General features: G+C 47.9%; 15 protein-coding genes. 13 read left to right on the top strand and 2 right to left on the bottom strand.

The window, feature by feature from the left end; all coding sequences use genetic code 11:
- Nucleotides 1–10 precede the first annotated feature (10 nt).
- The 10 genes from OCV81_RS00220 to OCV81_RS00175 all read left to right on the top strand — a co-directional run bounded on the left by OCV81_RS00220 (nucleotide 11) and on the right by OCV81_RS00175 (nucleotide 11,695).
- Nucleotides 11–1,783 (top strand): DUF5114 domain-containing protein, encoded by a 1,773-nt coding sequence (locus tag OCV81_RS00220; protein WP_148327676.1) that lies wholly within the window; start codon nucleotides 11–13, stop codon nucleotides 1,781–1,783.
- Nucleotides 1,784–1,813: 30 nt separating this feature from the next.
- The gene (locus tag OCV81_RS00215) at nucleotides 1,814–2,887 is read left to right on the top strand and encodes a glycoside hydrolase family 53 protein (protein WP_148327675.1); all 1,074 of its coding nucleotides are present in this window, start codon (nucleotides 1,814–1,816) and stop codon (nucleotides 2,885–2,887) included.
- A 19-nt stretch (nucleotides 2,888–2,906) separates the two neighbouring features.
- Nucleotides 2,907–5,348, top strand: a complete 2,442-nt coding sequence (locus OCV81_RS00210; RefSeq protein WP_148327674.1) for a glycoside hydrolase family 2 TIM barrel-domain containing protein — start codon at nucleotides 2,907–2,909, stop codon at nucleotides 5,346–5,348.
- A gap of 6 nt (nucleotides 5,349–5,354) precedes the next feature.
- The gene (locus tag OCV81_RS00205; protein ID WP_148327673.1) at nucleotides 5,355–6,428 is read left to right on the top strand and encodes a glycoside hydrolase family 53 protein; all 1,074 of its coding nucleotides are present in this window, start codon (nucleotides 5,355–5,357) and stop codon (nucleotides 6,426–6,428) included.
- A 287-nt stretch (nucleotides 6,429–6,715) separates the two neighbouring features.
- Nucleotides 6,716–7,366 carry a PASTA domain-containing protein gene (locus OCV81_RS00200; RefSeq protein WP_148327672.1) on the top strand — a complete coding sequence of 217 codons (651 nt, stop codon included), beginning with the start codon at nucleotides 6,716–6,718 and terminating at the stop codon, nucleotides 7,364–7,366.
- A 15-nt stretch (nucleotides 7,367–7,381) separates the two neighbouring features.
- Nucleotides 7,382–8,452: an RluA family pseudouridine synthase gene (locus OCV81_RS00195; RefSeq protein WP_148327671.1), complete on the top strand. Its 1,071-nt coding sequence runs from the start codon at nucleotides 7,382–7,384 to the stop codon at nucleotides 8,450–8,452.
- A gap of 2 nt (nucleotides 8,453–8,454) precedes the next feature.
- A complete protein-coding gene (locus OCV81_RS00190; protein ID WP_148327670.1) occupies nucleotides 8,455–9,432 on the top strand; it encodes a D-alanine--D-alanine ligase in 978 nt (325 codons plus the stop codon).
- A 36-nt stretch (nucleotides 9,433–9,468) separates the two neighbouring features.
- Nucleotides 9,469–10,623 (top strand): 1-acyl-sn-glycerol-3-phosphate acyltransferase, encoded by a 1,155-nt coding sequence (locus OCV81_RS00185; protein WP_148327669.1) that lies wholly within the window; start codon nucleotides 9,469–9,471, stop codon nucleotides 10,621–10,623.
- Nucleotides 10,620–11,285: a NigD1/NigD2 family lipoprotein gene (locus OCV81_RS00180; protein ID WP_148327668.1), complete on the top strand. Its 666-nt coding sequence runs from the start codon at nucleotides 10,620–10,622 to the stop codon at nucleotides 11,283–11,285. The genes OCV81_RS00185 and OCV81_RS00180 overlap by 4 nt, the downstream gene beginning before the upstream one ends.
- An 11-nt stretch (nucleotides 11,286–11,296) precedes the next feature.
- Nucleotides 11,297–11,695, top strand: coding sequence for a rhodanese-like domain-containing protein (locus OCV81_RS00175; RefSeq protein WP_148327667.1), 399 nt, complete (start codon nucleotides 11,297–11,299; stop codon nucleotides 11,693–11,695).
- Between the two features lie 113 nt (nucleotides 11,696–11,808).
- On the opposite strand, the gene OCV81_RS00170 is transcribed toward OCV81_RS00175, so the two are convergent.
- Nucleotides 11,809–12,771 (bottom strand): Rossmann-fold NAD(P)-binding domain-containing protein, encoded by a 963-nt coding sequence (locus OCV81_RS00170; RefSeq protein WP_072541519.1) that lies wholly within the window; start codon nucleotides 12,769–12,771, stop codon nucleotides 11,809–11,811.
- 72 nt (nucleotides 12,772–12,843) lie between these two features.
- On the bottom strand, nucleotides 12,844–14,094 hold the full coding sequence (locus OCV81_RS00165) for a glutamate-5-semialdehyde dehydrogenase (protein ID WP_148327666.1): 1,251 nt from the start codon (nucleotides 14,092–14,094) through the stop codon (nucleotides 12,844–12,846).
- 195 nt (nucleotides 14,095–14,289) lie between these two features.
- On the opposite strand from OCV81_RS00165, the gene OCV81_RS00160 reads away from it, so the two are divergent.
- From OCV81_RS00160 to OCV81_RS00150, 3 genes are all read left to right on the top strand, one after another.
- On the top strand, nucleotides 14,290–14,520 hold the full coding sequence (locus tag OCV81_RS00160) for a DUF2007-related protein (RefSeq protein ID WP_022054545.1): 231 nt from the start codon (nucleotides 14,290–14,292) through the stop codon (nucleotides 14,518–14,520).
- Entirely contained in the window at nucleotides 14,517–14,984 is a 468-nt protein-coding gene (locus tag OCV81_RS00155; RefSeq protein WP_148327665.1) for an amidohydrolase family protein, read from the top strand. The genes OCV81_RS00160 and OCV81_RS00155 overlap by 4 nt, the downstream gene beginning before the upstream one ends.
- Nucleotides 14,985–15,276: 292 nt before the next feature.
- The gene (locus OCV81_RS00150; protein ID WP_148327664.1) at nucleotides 15,277–16,245 is read left to right on the top strand and encodes a lytic transglycosylase domain-containing protein; all 969 of its coding nucleotides are present in this window, start codon (nucleotides 15,277–15,279) and stop codon (nucleotides 16,243–16,245) included.
- Nucleotides 16,246–16,280 lie beyond the last annotated feature (35 nt).

Raw genomic sequence — 16,280 nt, 5'->3', positions numbered from 1 at the left:
TAAGACAATCATGAAATTCATTACCTATACTTTTATCATTCTTTTTTCACTGCTGTCGTTCACCGCATGTGAAAAGGATGGAGATAAAATCTACCTGAAAAGCCTGGAGGGAAATGAGCTGATAGCCTCTACCCAGGAAATCGTTCTTTCTTCAGCACACTCTCAGGAAATTGTACTTTCCTTTGCCTGGACCGAACAGACCCTCACATCCAGTGTACCCGATGCCGGCGCAGCCATTTCAGTCAGCACGTATCTGGAAGCGGCACTGACAGAAGACTTCAGCGGTACGATTTCCCGCACAGAAACCTCTTCATTGTCCAAAGCCTTCACAGGGGCTGAATTAAATACAATTGCTGTCAATCTGGGTGCCCAAGTAGGCACTGCCAGCACGTTATATTTCCGTCTGGCAAGTGCCGCAGGTACCAATATTCCTGCAGCCTATAGCAACGTCATCCGTATCCAGGTCACCCCTTATGAGATTGACATGCACACGGGAATCGTCGTAGAATCAGACAACAGTAACCAAGTCATCGGCGATACGGACATGACACTTTATTCTCCGGACGCAGACGGCGTCTACAAAGGATTCGTATCCATTCCATACGGATGGTATCATATTTTCCTGAAAGAAGCAAACGGCAACCTGTGGGGGACAGCAGGCGATGAAGGAGCCTTCCATTTGACCAACGATGCAACCAACAACCGCCAGAACATGTGGTTCCCTGAAAATGACGGATGCTATTATGTAATTGTGAATACCATATCAACAGAATGGAGTGCGCTGCACATCTCCACCTTGTCGGTAGAAGGACTAGGCAGTTCACCGATTTCACTGACATTCGACAAAGAAAACAAATGCTGGGTAGGTACCTTTAACGCAGAGCAAACCGGAAATACGACTGTCACACTGAGTGGTAACGGAGAGCAATGGAATGTGTCTACCGGTACAAACTCCGGAGCCGGTATCAGTACTCCGATTTACTTCCGGAGCAATGGTGAAAACATCGAATTGTCTGATGCACAGACACCGGAAGAAATCACCGTTTCCATTCCACAGACAGGTACATGTACAGTGACGGTTTCACTGGATGACCCACAAAAGCCAGCCAGCATTTCCATCACAGCCGGAGGAAGCAGTCTGCCAACGGTTTATCCCGACCAACTGGAAGTAGTACATTATAATGATGATGGATCAGAAGTAACGATGACTACTCTCACTCTAATTGACCGTGAGAAAGGTATCTACAGCGGACAATATACCGGCGATAACTACAACTTCCAGATTATCGACCAGACTAATCAGAAATGGTATGGCTGCGACCCGAACGACAACAGCAAACTTTCAACCGCAGGCGATAAATGGAACTTATGGTTTGACGGAGGAAATACGGTAAATGTCACTATTACCGTCAACTTAAGTGAATTAACTTGGCAATACAGCAATGCCGATGAATACCCGACTTCCATGAGCATGTATATCTTTGATAAAAATAATTGGACGTTAGGAGAGAAAGTTTTAGACCTCGAGAAGAAAAGTGAAGGTATTTATCAAGGAATCTTTGAAGGCATATACAATTATGATTTCAAATTTGTTGACAACAACTCTGTTACCTACGGCACCAACTGGAGCGAAGAGAATACAAGCGGATTCCAATTAAGCAAAGACTCTTCGGCTGGTACACTCTGGCTGCAAGGCTATAGCTGGAGCGAGGAAACTGTGCTAAAACTACAAATCATCGTTGATTTAACTACCATGACCTGGAGCTTTGAACCAATCAATTAATTACTATCAACCCTAAAAGAATAAACCTTTATGAAAACAATAAAAAACTGGTGGATTGGCCTGATGCTGTTCGTAGGAACTTCCTTTGTTTCCTGCACAGACAATGATACCCCCACCTTCCCTGACACAGAGGAACAGACAGAGACCTATGATATGACTGGATTTGCCCGTGGAGCAGATGTAAGCTGGCTTACCGAGATGGAAAGTTTCGGGCGCAAGTTTTACGATGCAAACGGAAAATCACACGAATGTATGGAGTTGCTCCGCACACTCGGCATGAATGCCATTCGCCTGCGCGTATGGGTAAACCCTACCGACGGCTGGTGCAATAAAGACGATGTATTGATAAAAGCCTGGCGTGCCAAGAACTTAGGCTACCGGCTGATGATTGACTTCCATTACAGTGACACTTGGGCAGACCCAGCCCATCAGGAGAAGCCTGCCGCATGGGCCGGATACAACTTCGAAGAATTGAAAGCAGCCGTGGCAAGCCATACGACTGAAGTGCTCAATGCCCTCAAGGAGCTGAACATCGACGTAGAATGGGTACAAATAGGCAATGAAACGCGTACCGGCATGCTGTGGGATGACGGAAAAGCTTCCAGCGGAAACACTCGCAATTTTGCAGAGCTCATCAATGCCGGATATGAGGCAACCAAAAGTGTCTATCCCGACGCATTGACCATCATTCACATCGATGAAGGCAACAATCCCAACCGGTATATCTGGCTGTTCGACGGATTGCAGAATGATGGAGCTAAATGGGATGTAATCGGAATGTCATTGTATCCGGAACCTGATGGAGACGATGATACCAAAAAAGACTGGAGAACTATGAACAACGACTGTATCGCCAACATGAAAAATTTGGTGGAACGTTATCACAAAAAAGTCATGATGTGCGAAATCGGTATCAACTGGAACTATGCAGAAGCCGAAGCGTTCTACACAGACTTCATCACCAAAGCAAAAGAAGTGGAAGGATGCCTGGGAGTCTTTGCCTGGGAACCTCAATGCTATGGAGGATGGGAAGGTTACCACAAAGGTATGTTCACCGATGAAGGTCGTCCCACCAGTTCATTCAATGCATTCAAAAGAGATTGATTCACAAAACCATAAATATATGAAGAACAGCTTATTATCTTTCAGCTTATGCTTCCTGACGTTCCTATCGGCTTACGGACAACGTAGCGAACAAACGTTGGAAAAGAACTGGAAGTTTATGAAAGGAGATGTAGCCGATGCACAATCGGCTACATTCAACGATACCCAATGGGAGAAGGTCAGAGTACCTCATGACTGGGCTATTTACGGACCGTTCGACCGAAACAATGACCTGCAGCGCGTAGCTGTCACACAAAACCTGGAGACGGAAGCTTCCGTAAAAACCGGACGTACCGGAGGGCTGCCTTATGTGGGAACCGGCTGGTATCGGACCACATTCAAGACTCCCCAAGGAAAGCATACCACCTTGGTCTTCGACGGGGCTATGAGTGAAGCACGTGTATATGTCAATGGAAAAGAAGTCTGCTTCTGGCCTTACGGTTACAACTCATTTTACTGTGATGTGACCGATGTGGTCTATGCAGACGGTAAGGAAAACATGCTGGCCGTAAGACTGGAGAACAAGCCCCAGTCTTCACGCTGGTATCCGGGAGCCGGACTGTACCGGAACGTGCACGTCCTATCCACCGACAAGATACATGTGCCTGTTTGGGGTACGCAGATTACGACTCCCCACGTAGGCAAAGATTTTGCCTCTGTATGCTTGCGCACTCAGATTGAAGGAGCCGGCACAAAAGAACTGACCGTAGTTACAGACATTCTTTCTCCGGAAGGGAAAGTGGTCGCATCCAAGGAAAATAAAGGCTACATCAACCACGGGCAGCCTTTCACACAAAATTTCCTTGTATCAAATCCGTCTTTATGGTCGCCTGAATCTCCGGCATTGTATCAGGCCGTATCCAAAATCTATTGTGAAGGGAAACTGACGGATACCTATACAACCCGCTTCGGTATCCGTTCCATCGAGTTTGTGGCCGATAAAGGTTTTTACCTGAACGGACAGCACCGGAAGTTTCAAGGAGTATGCAATCATCATGACCTGGGCCCCTTGGGAGCTGCAGTCAACAAATCAGCTCTCCGCCACCAGCTTTCACTCCTGAAGGATATGGGATGCGACGCTATCCGGACTGCCCATAACATGCCTGCTCCGGAACTGGTGGAACTGTGCGATGAAATGGGTTTCATGATGATGATTGAACCTTTTGACGAATGGGATATAGCCAAATGTGAAAACGGCTATCACCGCTATTTCCAAGAATGGGCCGAAAAAGACATGGTCAATATGCTCCGGCACTACCGCAACAATCCCAGCGTGATCATGTGGAGCATCGGTAACGAAGTCCCCACCCAATGTAGTCCTGAGGGGTATCAGGTGGCTAAGTTCCTGCAGGATATATGCCACAGAGAAGATCCTACCCGGCCGGTCACCTGCGGAATGGACCAAGTGAGCTGTGTGCTGGACAACGGATTCGCCGCCATGATTGACATCCCGGGATTGAACTACCGTGCCCATCGCTATCAAGAAGCCTACGACCGTCTTCCGCAGAACCTGATACTGGGTTCCGAAACCTCCTCCACCGTCAGTTCCAGAGGTGTCTACAAATTACCGGCCGTACGCAAGGCCGATGCTCTCTATGAAGACCATCAATCTTCTTCTTACGACTTGGAATATTGTGCATGGTCCAATATTCCCGATATTGACCTGGCACTGGCAGAAGACCACGACTGGACACTGGGACAATTTGTATGGACCGGATTTGATTACCTGGGAGAACCTAGTCCGTATGATACTGACGCATGGCCCAACCACAGTTCCATGTTCGGCATCATCGACCTGGCATCTATTCCCAAAGACCGCTATTATCTGTATCGCAGTGTATGGAACAAAAACGCGGAGACCTTACATATTCTCCCCCATTGGAACTGGGAAGGACATGAAGGAACCGAAGTGCCTGTGTTTGTATACACCAGCTATCCTTCTGCCGAGTTATTCATAAACGGGAAAAGTTTCGGCAAACAGACCAAACACGGAGAAACTCCGGAGAACCGTTTCCGTTTGATGTGGCCTCATGCCATCTATGAGCCTGGAGAAGTCAAAGTGGTTGCTTACAACGAATCTGGGAAGGCAGTAGCAGAAAAAACAATACATACTGCAGGGAAAGCGCATCACATTGAATTATCCGCATCTCGGTCCACATTAAACGCGGATGGAAAAGACTTGACTTATGTCACACTCCGGGTGGTAGACAAAGAAGGAAATTTATGTCCGAACGACAACCGTCTCCTCCAGTTCAAGGTAAAAGGAGCCGGAAGATTCCTAGCCTCAGCCAATGGAGACCCCACTTGTCTGGATGCTTTTCATCTCCCTCAGATGCATGCCTTTGGAGGAATGTTGACCGTCATTCTGGAATCAGGAGAGCAACCTGGACAAATTGAACTGTCGGTACACGGAAAAGGCCTGAAAAGTGGAAAGATATCTATCACTGTACAAAAAAAATAATTAGCCATGAAAATAAGAAACATACTTATGCTCCTCTTATGGGGAAATATAATTCACTTGTACGGACAGACAGCTACTGCTACTTCCACTTTCTACAAAGGAGCTGATATCAGTTGGACGACAGAGTTGGAAGCAGAAGGACATCATTTCTATGACTTCCAAGGCAATGAACAAGAATGTACTTCACTCATGAAAAAACTGGGGATGAACGCCATTCGGTTGCGTGTCTGGGTCAACCCCAAAAACAAATGGAGCAGCAAAGAAGACATGCTGGAACTGGCCAAGCGGGTAAAGGCCAACCACATGGAGTTGATGGTAGACTTCCATTACAGCGACTGGTGGGCCGACCCAGGCAAACAAAATGTACCTCAAGCGTGGAAAGGCTTGTCGTATGAGGAAATGAAAAAAGCCTTGGCTGCCCATACCAAAGAAGTACTTCAACTGCTGAAAAATCACAACATCACTCCCAAATGGGTACAGGTAGGCAATGAAACCAGCGATGGCTTTTTATGGGAAATGGGCCGGGCCAGTACGCAGATGGCCCAATACGCAGGTCTCACCACAGCGGGATACGACGCTGTAAAATCCATTTTTCCAGAAGCTACTGTCATCGTACATCTGGATAACGGTTTCGACAACAACCTGTATAACTATATTTTCGATGGCTTGAAACAATACGGAGGGAAATGGGATATGATTGGCATGTCGCTTTACCCCTACTGGTCTGTCTTATACAAAAAAGTAGCAAACGCAGACGAAGCTATCAACGGATGTATGGAAAACATTCGGCGAGTCGGCAAAAAATATAACTGCGATGTCATGATTGTGGAAACAGGTATGGAATCGGCCCAACCAGAAGAAGGAGAGAAACTGCTCCGGCGCATCCTGTCTGAAGCCCAAAACAATACCCAAGGATATTGCAAGGGGGTATTCTATTGGGAACCGGAATGCAAACCTTCTACTTATGCGCTTGGGGCCTTTACCGAAGATGGACATCCTACGTGTATTATGAAAGCATTCCAAAAAAAAAGGAGTTCCGCTGAACTCCAACCTTTGTTAACCTTAAATCTAATACTATGAAAAACACGATGCAAAGGTACGGACTTTCTGAGATTATGCAAGTATTGTGTGCGTTTACACATGTTTTATAACATAGATTAAGAACTTCAACCTCCGCTTTAAAAGGCATTAAGAAAAAGCCCTCCTTCCTCATGCATTTTCTCTCCACATCTTTCACGCCCTTCACCCGTACCCTTTCTATGGCAAGTGCCTGTTTTCATGTTAAAAAGACATAGGTTTCACCGATTACTCCCCCGTATTCCAACAAAATGTTATATCTTTGTCCCAATTATAGACTTTGACGTAACATGATAACCCTGAAAGAATTCTTTTCATTCAAACAGAACCGTTTTTTCTGGCTGAACCTGATAGCCATGATTGTGGTCGTTATCGGTGCATGCTGGGGCACCCTGCTCTGGCTTGACCACTATACACACCACGGAGAAGCCTATGTGGTACCCAATGTCAAGAACAAGTCACTGGCAGAAGCCCAACTGGCACTTCATAACCAAAAGTTAGAGGGACTGGTGGTGGATTCCAGCTATGTGAAAGGACTTCCCGACGGCATGATACTGGACCAGAACCCGGCAGGAGGAGCCCGTGTAAAGGAAGGTCGTACGATTTACTTGACCGTCACCACTTCGAAGGTGCCCTTGGTGAAGTTGCCCGACCTGATTGACAACAGTTCCCTCCGACAGGCGGAAGCCAAACTGAAAGCCATGGGCTTCCGGTTGACGGAACCAGAATACGTTTCAGGAGAACAAGACTGGATTTACGGCATCAAATACCGAGGCAGAAGCCTGATGAGCGGCGACAAGATTCCACACGAGGCCATACTGACCTTGTGCGTGGGCAACACGGCCATCCGCGATTCACTGGCCATGGATTCTACACAAGTAATGATAAGTGAAGGAGCATCTGAAAGCAGCGAGGCTGAGGTGGATGACTCTTGGTTCTAACCTCCCTAATTAAAAATGGCAGAAGATTTGATTGATTACGAACTGGAAGACGAAACGCCAGACGACATTGAGCCGATTGGAGGCGAACCGGAACTGTACGAACATTTCCGTACGGTGGTAGACAAAGGACAGGCTCCTGTCCGCATCGACAAATATTTATTCGAACGCATCGTCAATGCGTCACGCAACCGTATTCAAACAGCGGCCGACAACGGTTTTGTCATGGCCAACGGAAAACCGGTGAAGAGCAGTTACAAAGTAAAGCCGCTGGATGTACTGACCGTGATGATGGACCGTCCGCGCTACGAGAACGACATCATTCCGGAAGATATTCCCTTGGACATCGTGTATGAAGACGACGACCTGATGGTAGTGAACAAACCAGCAGGATTGGTGGTGCATCCGGGCTGCGGCAATTACCACGGCACCTTGGTTAATGCCATCGCCTGGCATCTGCGCGACGTGCCGACCTATAATCCGAACGACCCGCAAGTGGGACTGGTGCACCGCATCGACAAGGATACGTCAGGCTTGCTCGTCGTAGCCAAGACACCGGACGCCAAAACCAGCCTGGGATTACAGTTCTACCACAAAACCACCAAGCGTGAATACAATGCCTTGGTGTGGGGCATCGTGGAACAGGATGAAGGCACCATCGTGGGCAACATTGGACGCAACCCGCGCGACCGGATGCAGATGGCCGTCATGGCCGACCCGACTCAGGGAAAACATGCCGTCACTCACTATCAGGTGCTGGAACGGCTGGGCTACGTCACGCTGGTGAAATGTGTGCTTGAGACCGGACGCACCCATCAGATTCGCGTACACATGAAATATATCGGGCACACGCTGTTCAACGACGAACGCTATGGCGGTCATGAAATCTTGAAAGGAACTCATTTCAGCAAATACAAACAATTTGTAAACAACTGTTTCGAAATCTGTCCCCGTCAGGCCTTGCATGCCAAGACACTGGGGTTTGTACATCCCCGCACGGGAGAGGAAATGTTTTTCACTTCCGAACTGCCTGAAGACATGACCTGTCTGCTGGAACGATGGAGAACATATATCAGTAACAGAGAATAATTATGAAACGTACAATTGCGATTGTAGCAGGAGGAGACTCTTCCGAACACGAAGTCTCCATGAAAAGTGCAGAGGGTATCTACTCTTTTATCGACCAGGAAAAATATACCCTTTATATTGTGGAACTGACCAAAGCACACTGGGAAGCCATCCTTTCCGACGGAAGCCGTGCCAAGGTGGACAAGAACGACTTCAGCTTTATGGACCACGGAAAGAAAATCATCCCCGACTTTGCCTATATTACCATTCACGGAACACCGGGAGAAAACGGTATCCTGCAGGGGTATTTCGAACTGATCGGCATCCCTTACTCTACCTGCGACGTGCTGGTATCGGCCATGACGTTCAGTAAGTTCACCCTGAACCAGTATCTGAAAGGTTTCGGCGTACGAGTAGCTGAATCCATGCTGGTGAACAAACGCCACGGTATCAGCGACGAGGAGGTCATCAGCAAAATCGGCCTGCCTTGCTTCATCAAGCCCAATGCCAGCGGTTCCAGCTTCGGAGTGACTAAGGTAAAAACCAAAGAGCAAATCCAACCGGCCTTGCAAGAAGCCTTCAAGGAATCGGACGATGTGATGATTGAGGCCTTTATGGACGGGATCGAACTGGCCAACGGATGCTACAAGACGAAGAAGAGCTCTGTAGTCTTCCCGATTACCGAAGTAGTCAGCAAGAATGAATTCTTTGACTACAACGCCAAATACAAAGGAGAAGTGACAGAAATCACCCCGGCACGCCTCAGTCCGGAACTAACCAGCCGCGTACAGCAGCTCACTTCCGCCATCTATGACATCCTGGGTTGCAAGGGTATCGTCCGCGTGGATTACATCATCACGGAAGGTGAGAAAATCAACATGCTCGAAATCAATACCACTCCGGGCATGACGGCTACCAGTTTCATTCCCCAACAAGTGCGTGCAGCCGGACTGGATATAAAAGACGTAATGACCGACATTATTGAAGACCATTTCAATTAATTTTGTATCTTTGGAAAGAACAAGACATTCAAAATCATGAACATACCTGCTGAATTTAACGACATTCGTCCGTACACCCCTGAAGAGTTACCGCAAATCTGTGAGGAGCTGCTGGCCGACAAGGATTTTCAGACTGTTATTCAGTCCGTTATGCCGGGTGTCCCCATGGAGATGATTGCAGCACAGCTACGTCAGTGCAAGACCAATCTGGACGTGCAGAAAGCTTTCTTTCACAAACTGCTCCACGATATCATGCAGCAGTATAGCGACGGATTCGACCTGGATGCCTCTTCCCTGCCCGACAAACAGAAGAGTTATACGTTTATCTCCAATCATCGGGATATCGTGCTCGACCCGGGATTTCTATCTGTCGGCCTGCTGGATAACGGTTTTCCCAATACCGTGGAAATTGCCATCGGCGACAACCTGCTGATTTATCCGTGGATCAAGAAACTGGTCCGGGTGAACAAGGCCTTCATCGTGCAACGTACCCTAAGCATGCGGCAGATGCTGGAATCGTCGGCCCGCATGTCGCGCTACATCCATTTTGCCGTGACCCAGAAAAAGGAAAACGTGTGGATTGCCCAGCGTGAAGGAAGAGCCAAGGACTCCAACGACCGTACCCAGGAAAGTGTGTTGAAAATGCTGGCCATGGGAGGAGAAGGCGACATCGTAGATCGACTGAAAGAACTAAACCTCGTGCCTGTGGCCCTGTCGTACGAGTATGACCCGTGTGACTTCTTGAAGGCAAAGGAAATGCAGCAGAAACGGGACTCGGAGAATTTCAAGAAAAGCCAGGCCGATGACCTGACCAACATGCAGACAGGTATTTTCGGTTACAAGGGACGCGTACATTTCCAAACGGCTCCGTGCCTCAACGAGGAACTGGAAACGCTGCGGGGACTACCTAAGACGGAAATCTTCAACCGCTTGGCTACGCTGATCGATCGGCACATCCATCGCAGCTACCGGATGTATCCGGGAAACTACGTAGCCTGTGATTTGTTGAACGACACCGATACCTTCGCCGGTAAATATACACTGGAAGAAAAGCAACGTTTCGAAACTTATCTGCAACAGAAACTGGATTTGATTCAGTTGCCCAATAAGGACGAAGCTTTCCTCCGTCGGTGTATCCTGCAAATGTATGCCAACCCGGCTATCAATTATCTGAAAGCCACCGAAGCATGAAACGGGTCCGTATCCTTTTAAGCGCGTTCTTCTGCCTGTTTTTTTTAGGTGCATGCAAAGAGGATGAATACGTCTATCCCAACGTGATAAGTACCTTTATCGACGTAACGACAGACGCGGACGGAACACTTCAAGACCTTATCACCGATAAGGGAGAGACGTTGCAGATTCTCAACCGGGACGGTTTAGACGGACTGACGCCTGATTCAACCTACCGGACGGTATCCATCTATGAGCCCAAGGAAATGAATGCGCAGGGAAATGCGACGGCTTTGCTGTATTCCTGCCAACTGATTATCGCTGTAAAGCCGGTAACAGTCGACAAGCTACCGGACGGCATCGCCAAGACCGATCCACTAGACATACAGAGCGTATGGAAATCAGGTAACTACCTCAACCTGATTCTGCTGCCTATGGCCAAAGAAAAGAGCCATATCTTCCATTTCATGGAAGACGGAATCACCGACAACGAGGACGGCAGCCGGACACTTCACCTGACACTCTATCACAACCAGAACGGTGACTATGAAGCGTTTACCCGCAAGAGTTATCTTTCCATACCCTTATGGGCTTATGAAGGACGGCTTGCACAAGGAGACCGGGTGATTCTCCGCATCAACACATACGAGAAAGGCTTTGTAAGCTACGAATTCACTTACTAACACTCAACTTTATGATTAAGACGATTTATTTCATGTTCTTTATATGCATGTTCGCCGTAGCCATGGTGGCATGCAAAGGAAAATCAGGCGATGACTTCAAGAACCTGTCCACCGACGAGTTTGAACGTTTCATCAGCGACGACCAAGTGCAGCTGGTAGACGTACGGACCGTGGCTGAATACAGTGAAGGTCACATTCCGGGCAGTATCAATATCAACGTGCTGGATGAGAAATTCTCGGCCAACGCCGATGAACTGCTGGATCCGGAACAACCGGTAGCCGTCTATTGCAAGAGTGGCCGCCGCAGCCGGAATGCCGCCAAACTACTGGTCAAGAAAGGTTTCAAGGTGTATAATCTTGACAAAGGGTTTGAAGGCTGGAAAGAACTGGGCAAGGATATTGAGCAATAAGACAGACCCCAAGCAATTCACACTGATAAAAAGCAGATAAGATAAAAGAATGCCGTGACCGACAAGAGGGAATATCCCTCCGCCCGTCACGGCATTTATTTTAGTGCTGATTATTACAAACTCTGGAGCATACGCTTCAACACTACCGTAGCCGAAATCTCCCGGTTGGCAGCTTCCGGAATGACCAGTGAAGTCGGAGCCTCAATCACGTCATCCGACACAATCATGTTACGGCGTACCGGAAGACAGTGCATGAAGAATGCATTGTTGGTCCACGACATGTGCTCCGTATCTACCGTCCAGCTCATATCCTTACTCAAAATCTTTCCGTAATCCTCCGGACAAGTTACCCCCGGACAAGCCCAGTTCTTCGCATAGATGAACTCCGCTCCTTCGAACGCCTTCTTTTGGTCATATTCCACCTTCGCGCCCCGCACAAACTTCGGGTCGAGTTCATAACCGTGAGGATGTGTAATCACGAAATCCACATTGGCCTCATTCATAAAGTCCGCAAAAGAGTTCGGTACAGCCTGCGGAAGAGCCCGCGGATGCGGTGCCCATGTCAGTACCACCTTCGGACGTTCGGTCCGCTTGTATTCCTCAATCGTGATCAAATCGGCAAAAGCCTGCAAGGGATGTCCCGTAGCCGCTTCCATGGAAAATACCGGCTTGCCGGAATACTGGATAAACTGGTTCAGAATCTTCTCGGTATAGTCGTCCTCCCGACTCTCAAAGCGAGCAAACGAACGTACGCCGATAATATCGCAATAAGAAGCCATCACCGGAATTGCCTCCAGCAGATGCTCACTCTTGTCGCCATCCATCACCACGCCACGCTCGGTTTCCAGCTTCCAGGCACCCTGATTCACATCCAGCACGATGACATCCATGCCCAGGTTGCGGGCTGCCTTCTGCGTACTCAATCGCGTACGCAAACTATTATTAAAGAATATCAGCAGACAAGTTTTATGCTTGCCCAACGCTTCGTATTTATAACGGTCTTTCTTAATCTCGAACGCTTCATCCAAGGCGGTCTTCAAGTCGCCCAAATCGAATACATTGGTATAAGTCTTCATACGTAAAAGTGTATATAAATTTATTTTTCCTCGCAAATATACTATAAAAATACAATACTATCTCTCTTTTATTCATTTTTTTCGAACCTGCCCATCGCCTTCTACAATCCATTTATAGGTAGTCATCTCCCGTAATCCCATCGGGCCACGGGCATGCAGTTTCTGGGTACTGATTCCTATTTCTGCTCCCAGACCAAACTGAGCTCCATCGGTAAACGAAGTGGGTGCATTGACATACACACAGGCCGCATCCACCGCCTTTGTAAAGAAGTTGGCCGTTTCCGCATCCTCCGTCACAATGCATTCACTGTGTCCGGACCCGTATGCATAAATATGCGATACAGCTTCCGCAATATCCTCCACCGTCTTGATGGCCATCTTGTAGTCCAGGAACTCTGTACCGTAACTCTCCGGCGTGGCAGGACGAAGCAGTTCCACCGGATACCGTCCCGACAAGGCCTCATAAGCCGGCTCATCGGCATAGAATACCACCCGGCTTTCCTGCAACGGTGCGCACAGGCCCGGCAAATCGGCCAGCCGTGCCCGATGTACGAGCAGACAGTCGAGGGCATTGCAGACACTTACCCGGCGCGTCTTGGCATTGTGGACAATAGCCGCTCCCTTGACCAGATCGCCCGCCTTGTCAAAATACGTATGACAGATACCGGCCCCCGTTTCAATGACCGGCACAGTAGCTTCCTCACGCACATAGCGAATCAGGTTACTGCTTCCACGGGGAATAATCAAGTCCACCCATCCTTCGGCATGCAACAACGCCGCCGTAGCCTCCCGGCTCGAAGGAAGCAGCTCCACCACGTGCGGGTCGGCCCCGAACTCCTCCAGCACCTCCTGAATGAGCTGCACGATAGCCCGGTTGGAAGCATCCGCATCACTCCCTCCTTTCAGGATAGCGGCGTTCCCACTTTTCAGGCACAGCGCAAACACATCGAAACTCACATTCGGACGGGCTTCATAAATCACCCCAATTACGCCGAAAGGCACACTCACTTTTTTCAGTCGCAGCCCGCTCGGCACCGTATAACTCTCCAGGACACGCCCCAGCGGGGAAGGAAGCACAGCCACCTGACGCATGTCGGCCGCAATCCCCGACAACCGTTCCTTTGTCAACTTCAAACGGTCATACTTCGGATTGGAAACTTCCATCCGCAGCAAGTCCTCCCGATTGGCCTCCAGCAGACTGTCTGTTTTCTCCTCTATCCTGTCAGCCACCGCACACAAAAGTGCATTCACCGTTTCCACATCCCACATTGCCAGTTTACGGGATGCTGCCCGAACGGATTGAAATATTTCATTCAGATTCATTTTCACCATTTTCAGATTACAGTTTATCGCAAAAATACAATTTCAGGCAGACATTCAAAACTTTCGAAAGGAAATAATCGTCCCTGCCAAAGAAATATATGCCCGAAAGCATGTTTATTTCCGAAAGTTTGTTATCTTTGACATAGAATATAAGAGAAATGAACTTCTAATTATTAACCCTTAAAACAAAAGACTATGGAAGCGAAAGATTACGATTCATTGATTGAAGTTTTCAGAGGAGACCTCTGGGAAGCTGAATTGGTAAAGGGCTTGTTGAGATCAGCCGGTGTAGAAGCCATGCTAAAAGACGAAACATTGTCAGCTGTCACTTCTCCTTATGCCAATATGGGAGGACACGTCTGTGTACTGGTTAATAAGGAAGAAGAAGTTTACGCACGAAAAGTAGTAGCAGAACGAAAAGCATGAAACAGTTATTCTTTATCCTGATTGCATTCTTTACCGTAGCCGTTCCGGCAGTCGCACAACAGTTGAAAACCACCCGATGGGATTCGTATGGAGTATCCTTCAAGGCTCCGTCCGACCTTACCGTAGAAGATGATTCTTCCGAAGGCTATCTGGCCGGGAACGATACTTACTACCTCACCATCCAATTGCTGGAAGGAGAAGGCATGAAAAAAGAAGAATTGGGACAAGAACTGAAAGCCATCGCCACAGACGATGAAGTGACCTCACAAAGCGACGTGCAACCTTTTGAGCTGCCACAGTTTCACGGCGTGCAGCTCAAAGGGAATTGCGAAGAAGAGAAATGCGTCTATTGCTACCTGCTGGCCAAAGACGGAAGCTGCGGCTTCTATATTTCCATTGTATACCGCCAAGATAATGACAAAATTCCAGAGACTATCCTGAAAAGTTTCAGCATGGAAGAATGAACTTTCAGAGAACTGCAATTTTGTGAAATAAATTAAAAAGGTAGCGTTTCCCAAAAGTTTATTTCGTATTTTAGAGCGATTTTTAAACAAAGAGCTGTTGATTTTTTTGTGCCTTAAAGGCTCAAAATAGCACAACATATGCATAGCCAAACGGGGAATTAAGTAAACTCGAACCTGTTTTGAACGATTTTTACTTGACTTTTGCCTAAATTATACCCCTGACTTACATAAATAAATCCTTATTTTTGCCACAGATTCACAAAAGACCGACAGTTACAAGAAAACCTTGAATATGAAATTGACAAAACGCTTATACACTTTATCACTTACAACCGCTCTATTTGTAACCGGTTTTTTGTTACCCGGGTTTTCCACCTCCTGCACTGCACAGACAGAAACAGCCTCATCCACTACCTACAGTTGCGTAGAAGTTCCCAAAAGCATTAATTTCTGTGGCATCGACATTGACCTGACGCGCTATGACCGACGGGAACGGATGGATCGGGAGTTGATGGCGTTCACTTACATGCACAGCACTTCGCTGCAAATCATCAAGCGGGCCAACCGTTATTTTCCAATCGTTGAACCCATCTTAAGGGAACAGGGTGTCCCCGACGATTTCAAATACCTGATGGTCATCGAAAGCAACGTCAATCCGCTGGCTCGTTCGGGAGCCGGAGCAGCCGGACTGTGGCAGTTCATGAGCGGCACCGCCCGCGACTTCGACCTGGAAGTAAACCACCACGTAGACGAACGCTACGATGTGGAGAAATCAACCGTAGCGGCTTGCAAATACCTGAAGCAAGCCTATCGCAAGTTCGGCAACTGGGAAACCGTGGCAGCCTCCTACAATGCCGGTCAGGGAAGAATCAGCCAGCAACAGGAAAAACAATATACCGACAATGCTCTTGACCTCTATCTGGTAGAGGAAACTTCACGCTATGTATATCGCATCCTGGCAGCCAAACTTCTGCTCACCGACCCCAAACGCTTTGGATTCCGTCTGCGAGCCAGCGACTTGTATCCCCCCATTCCTTACCGTACAATCAAAGTTACCAACGATATTGACGACCTTGCCCGCTTTGCCAAAAGTCAAGGCATTAATTTCAGTCTGTTGAAGAGCATGAATCCGTGGTTAAGGGGGAGTTCTCTTCCCAACCACAGCGGAAAGGAATACCTCATTCGAATTCCCGATAAAGAAGAAATGTACTACAACCCAAGAGTTATCTATCCACATAACCCAGCCTGGGTGGTTGAATAAAACACATAGCAATCATTTATTTATTAAATAATTAA

The organism is Phocaeicola fibrisolvens, from assembly GCF_025567125.1.
In the GTDB taxonomy this organism is placed as follows: domain Bacteria; phylum Bacteroidota; class Bacteroidia; order Bacteroidales; family Bacteroidaceae; genus Phocaeicola; species Phocaeicola fibrisolvens.
This window is presented reverse-complemented; position numbering and strand designations above follow the sequence as displayed.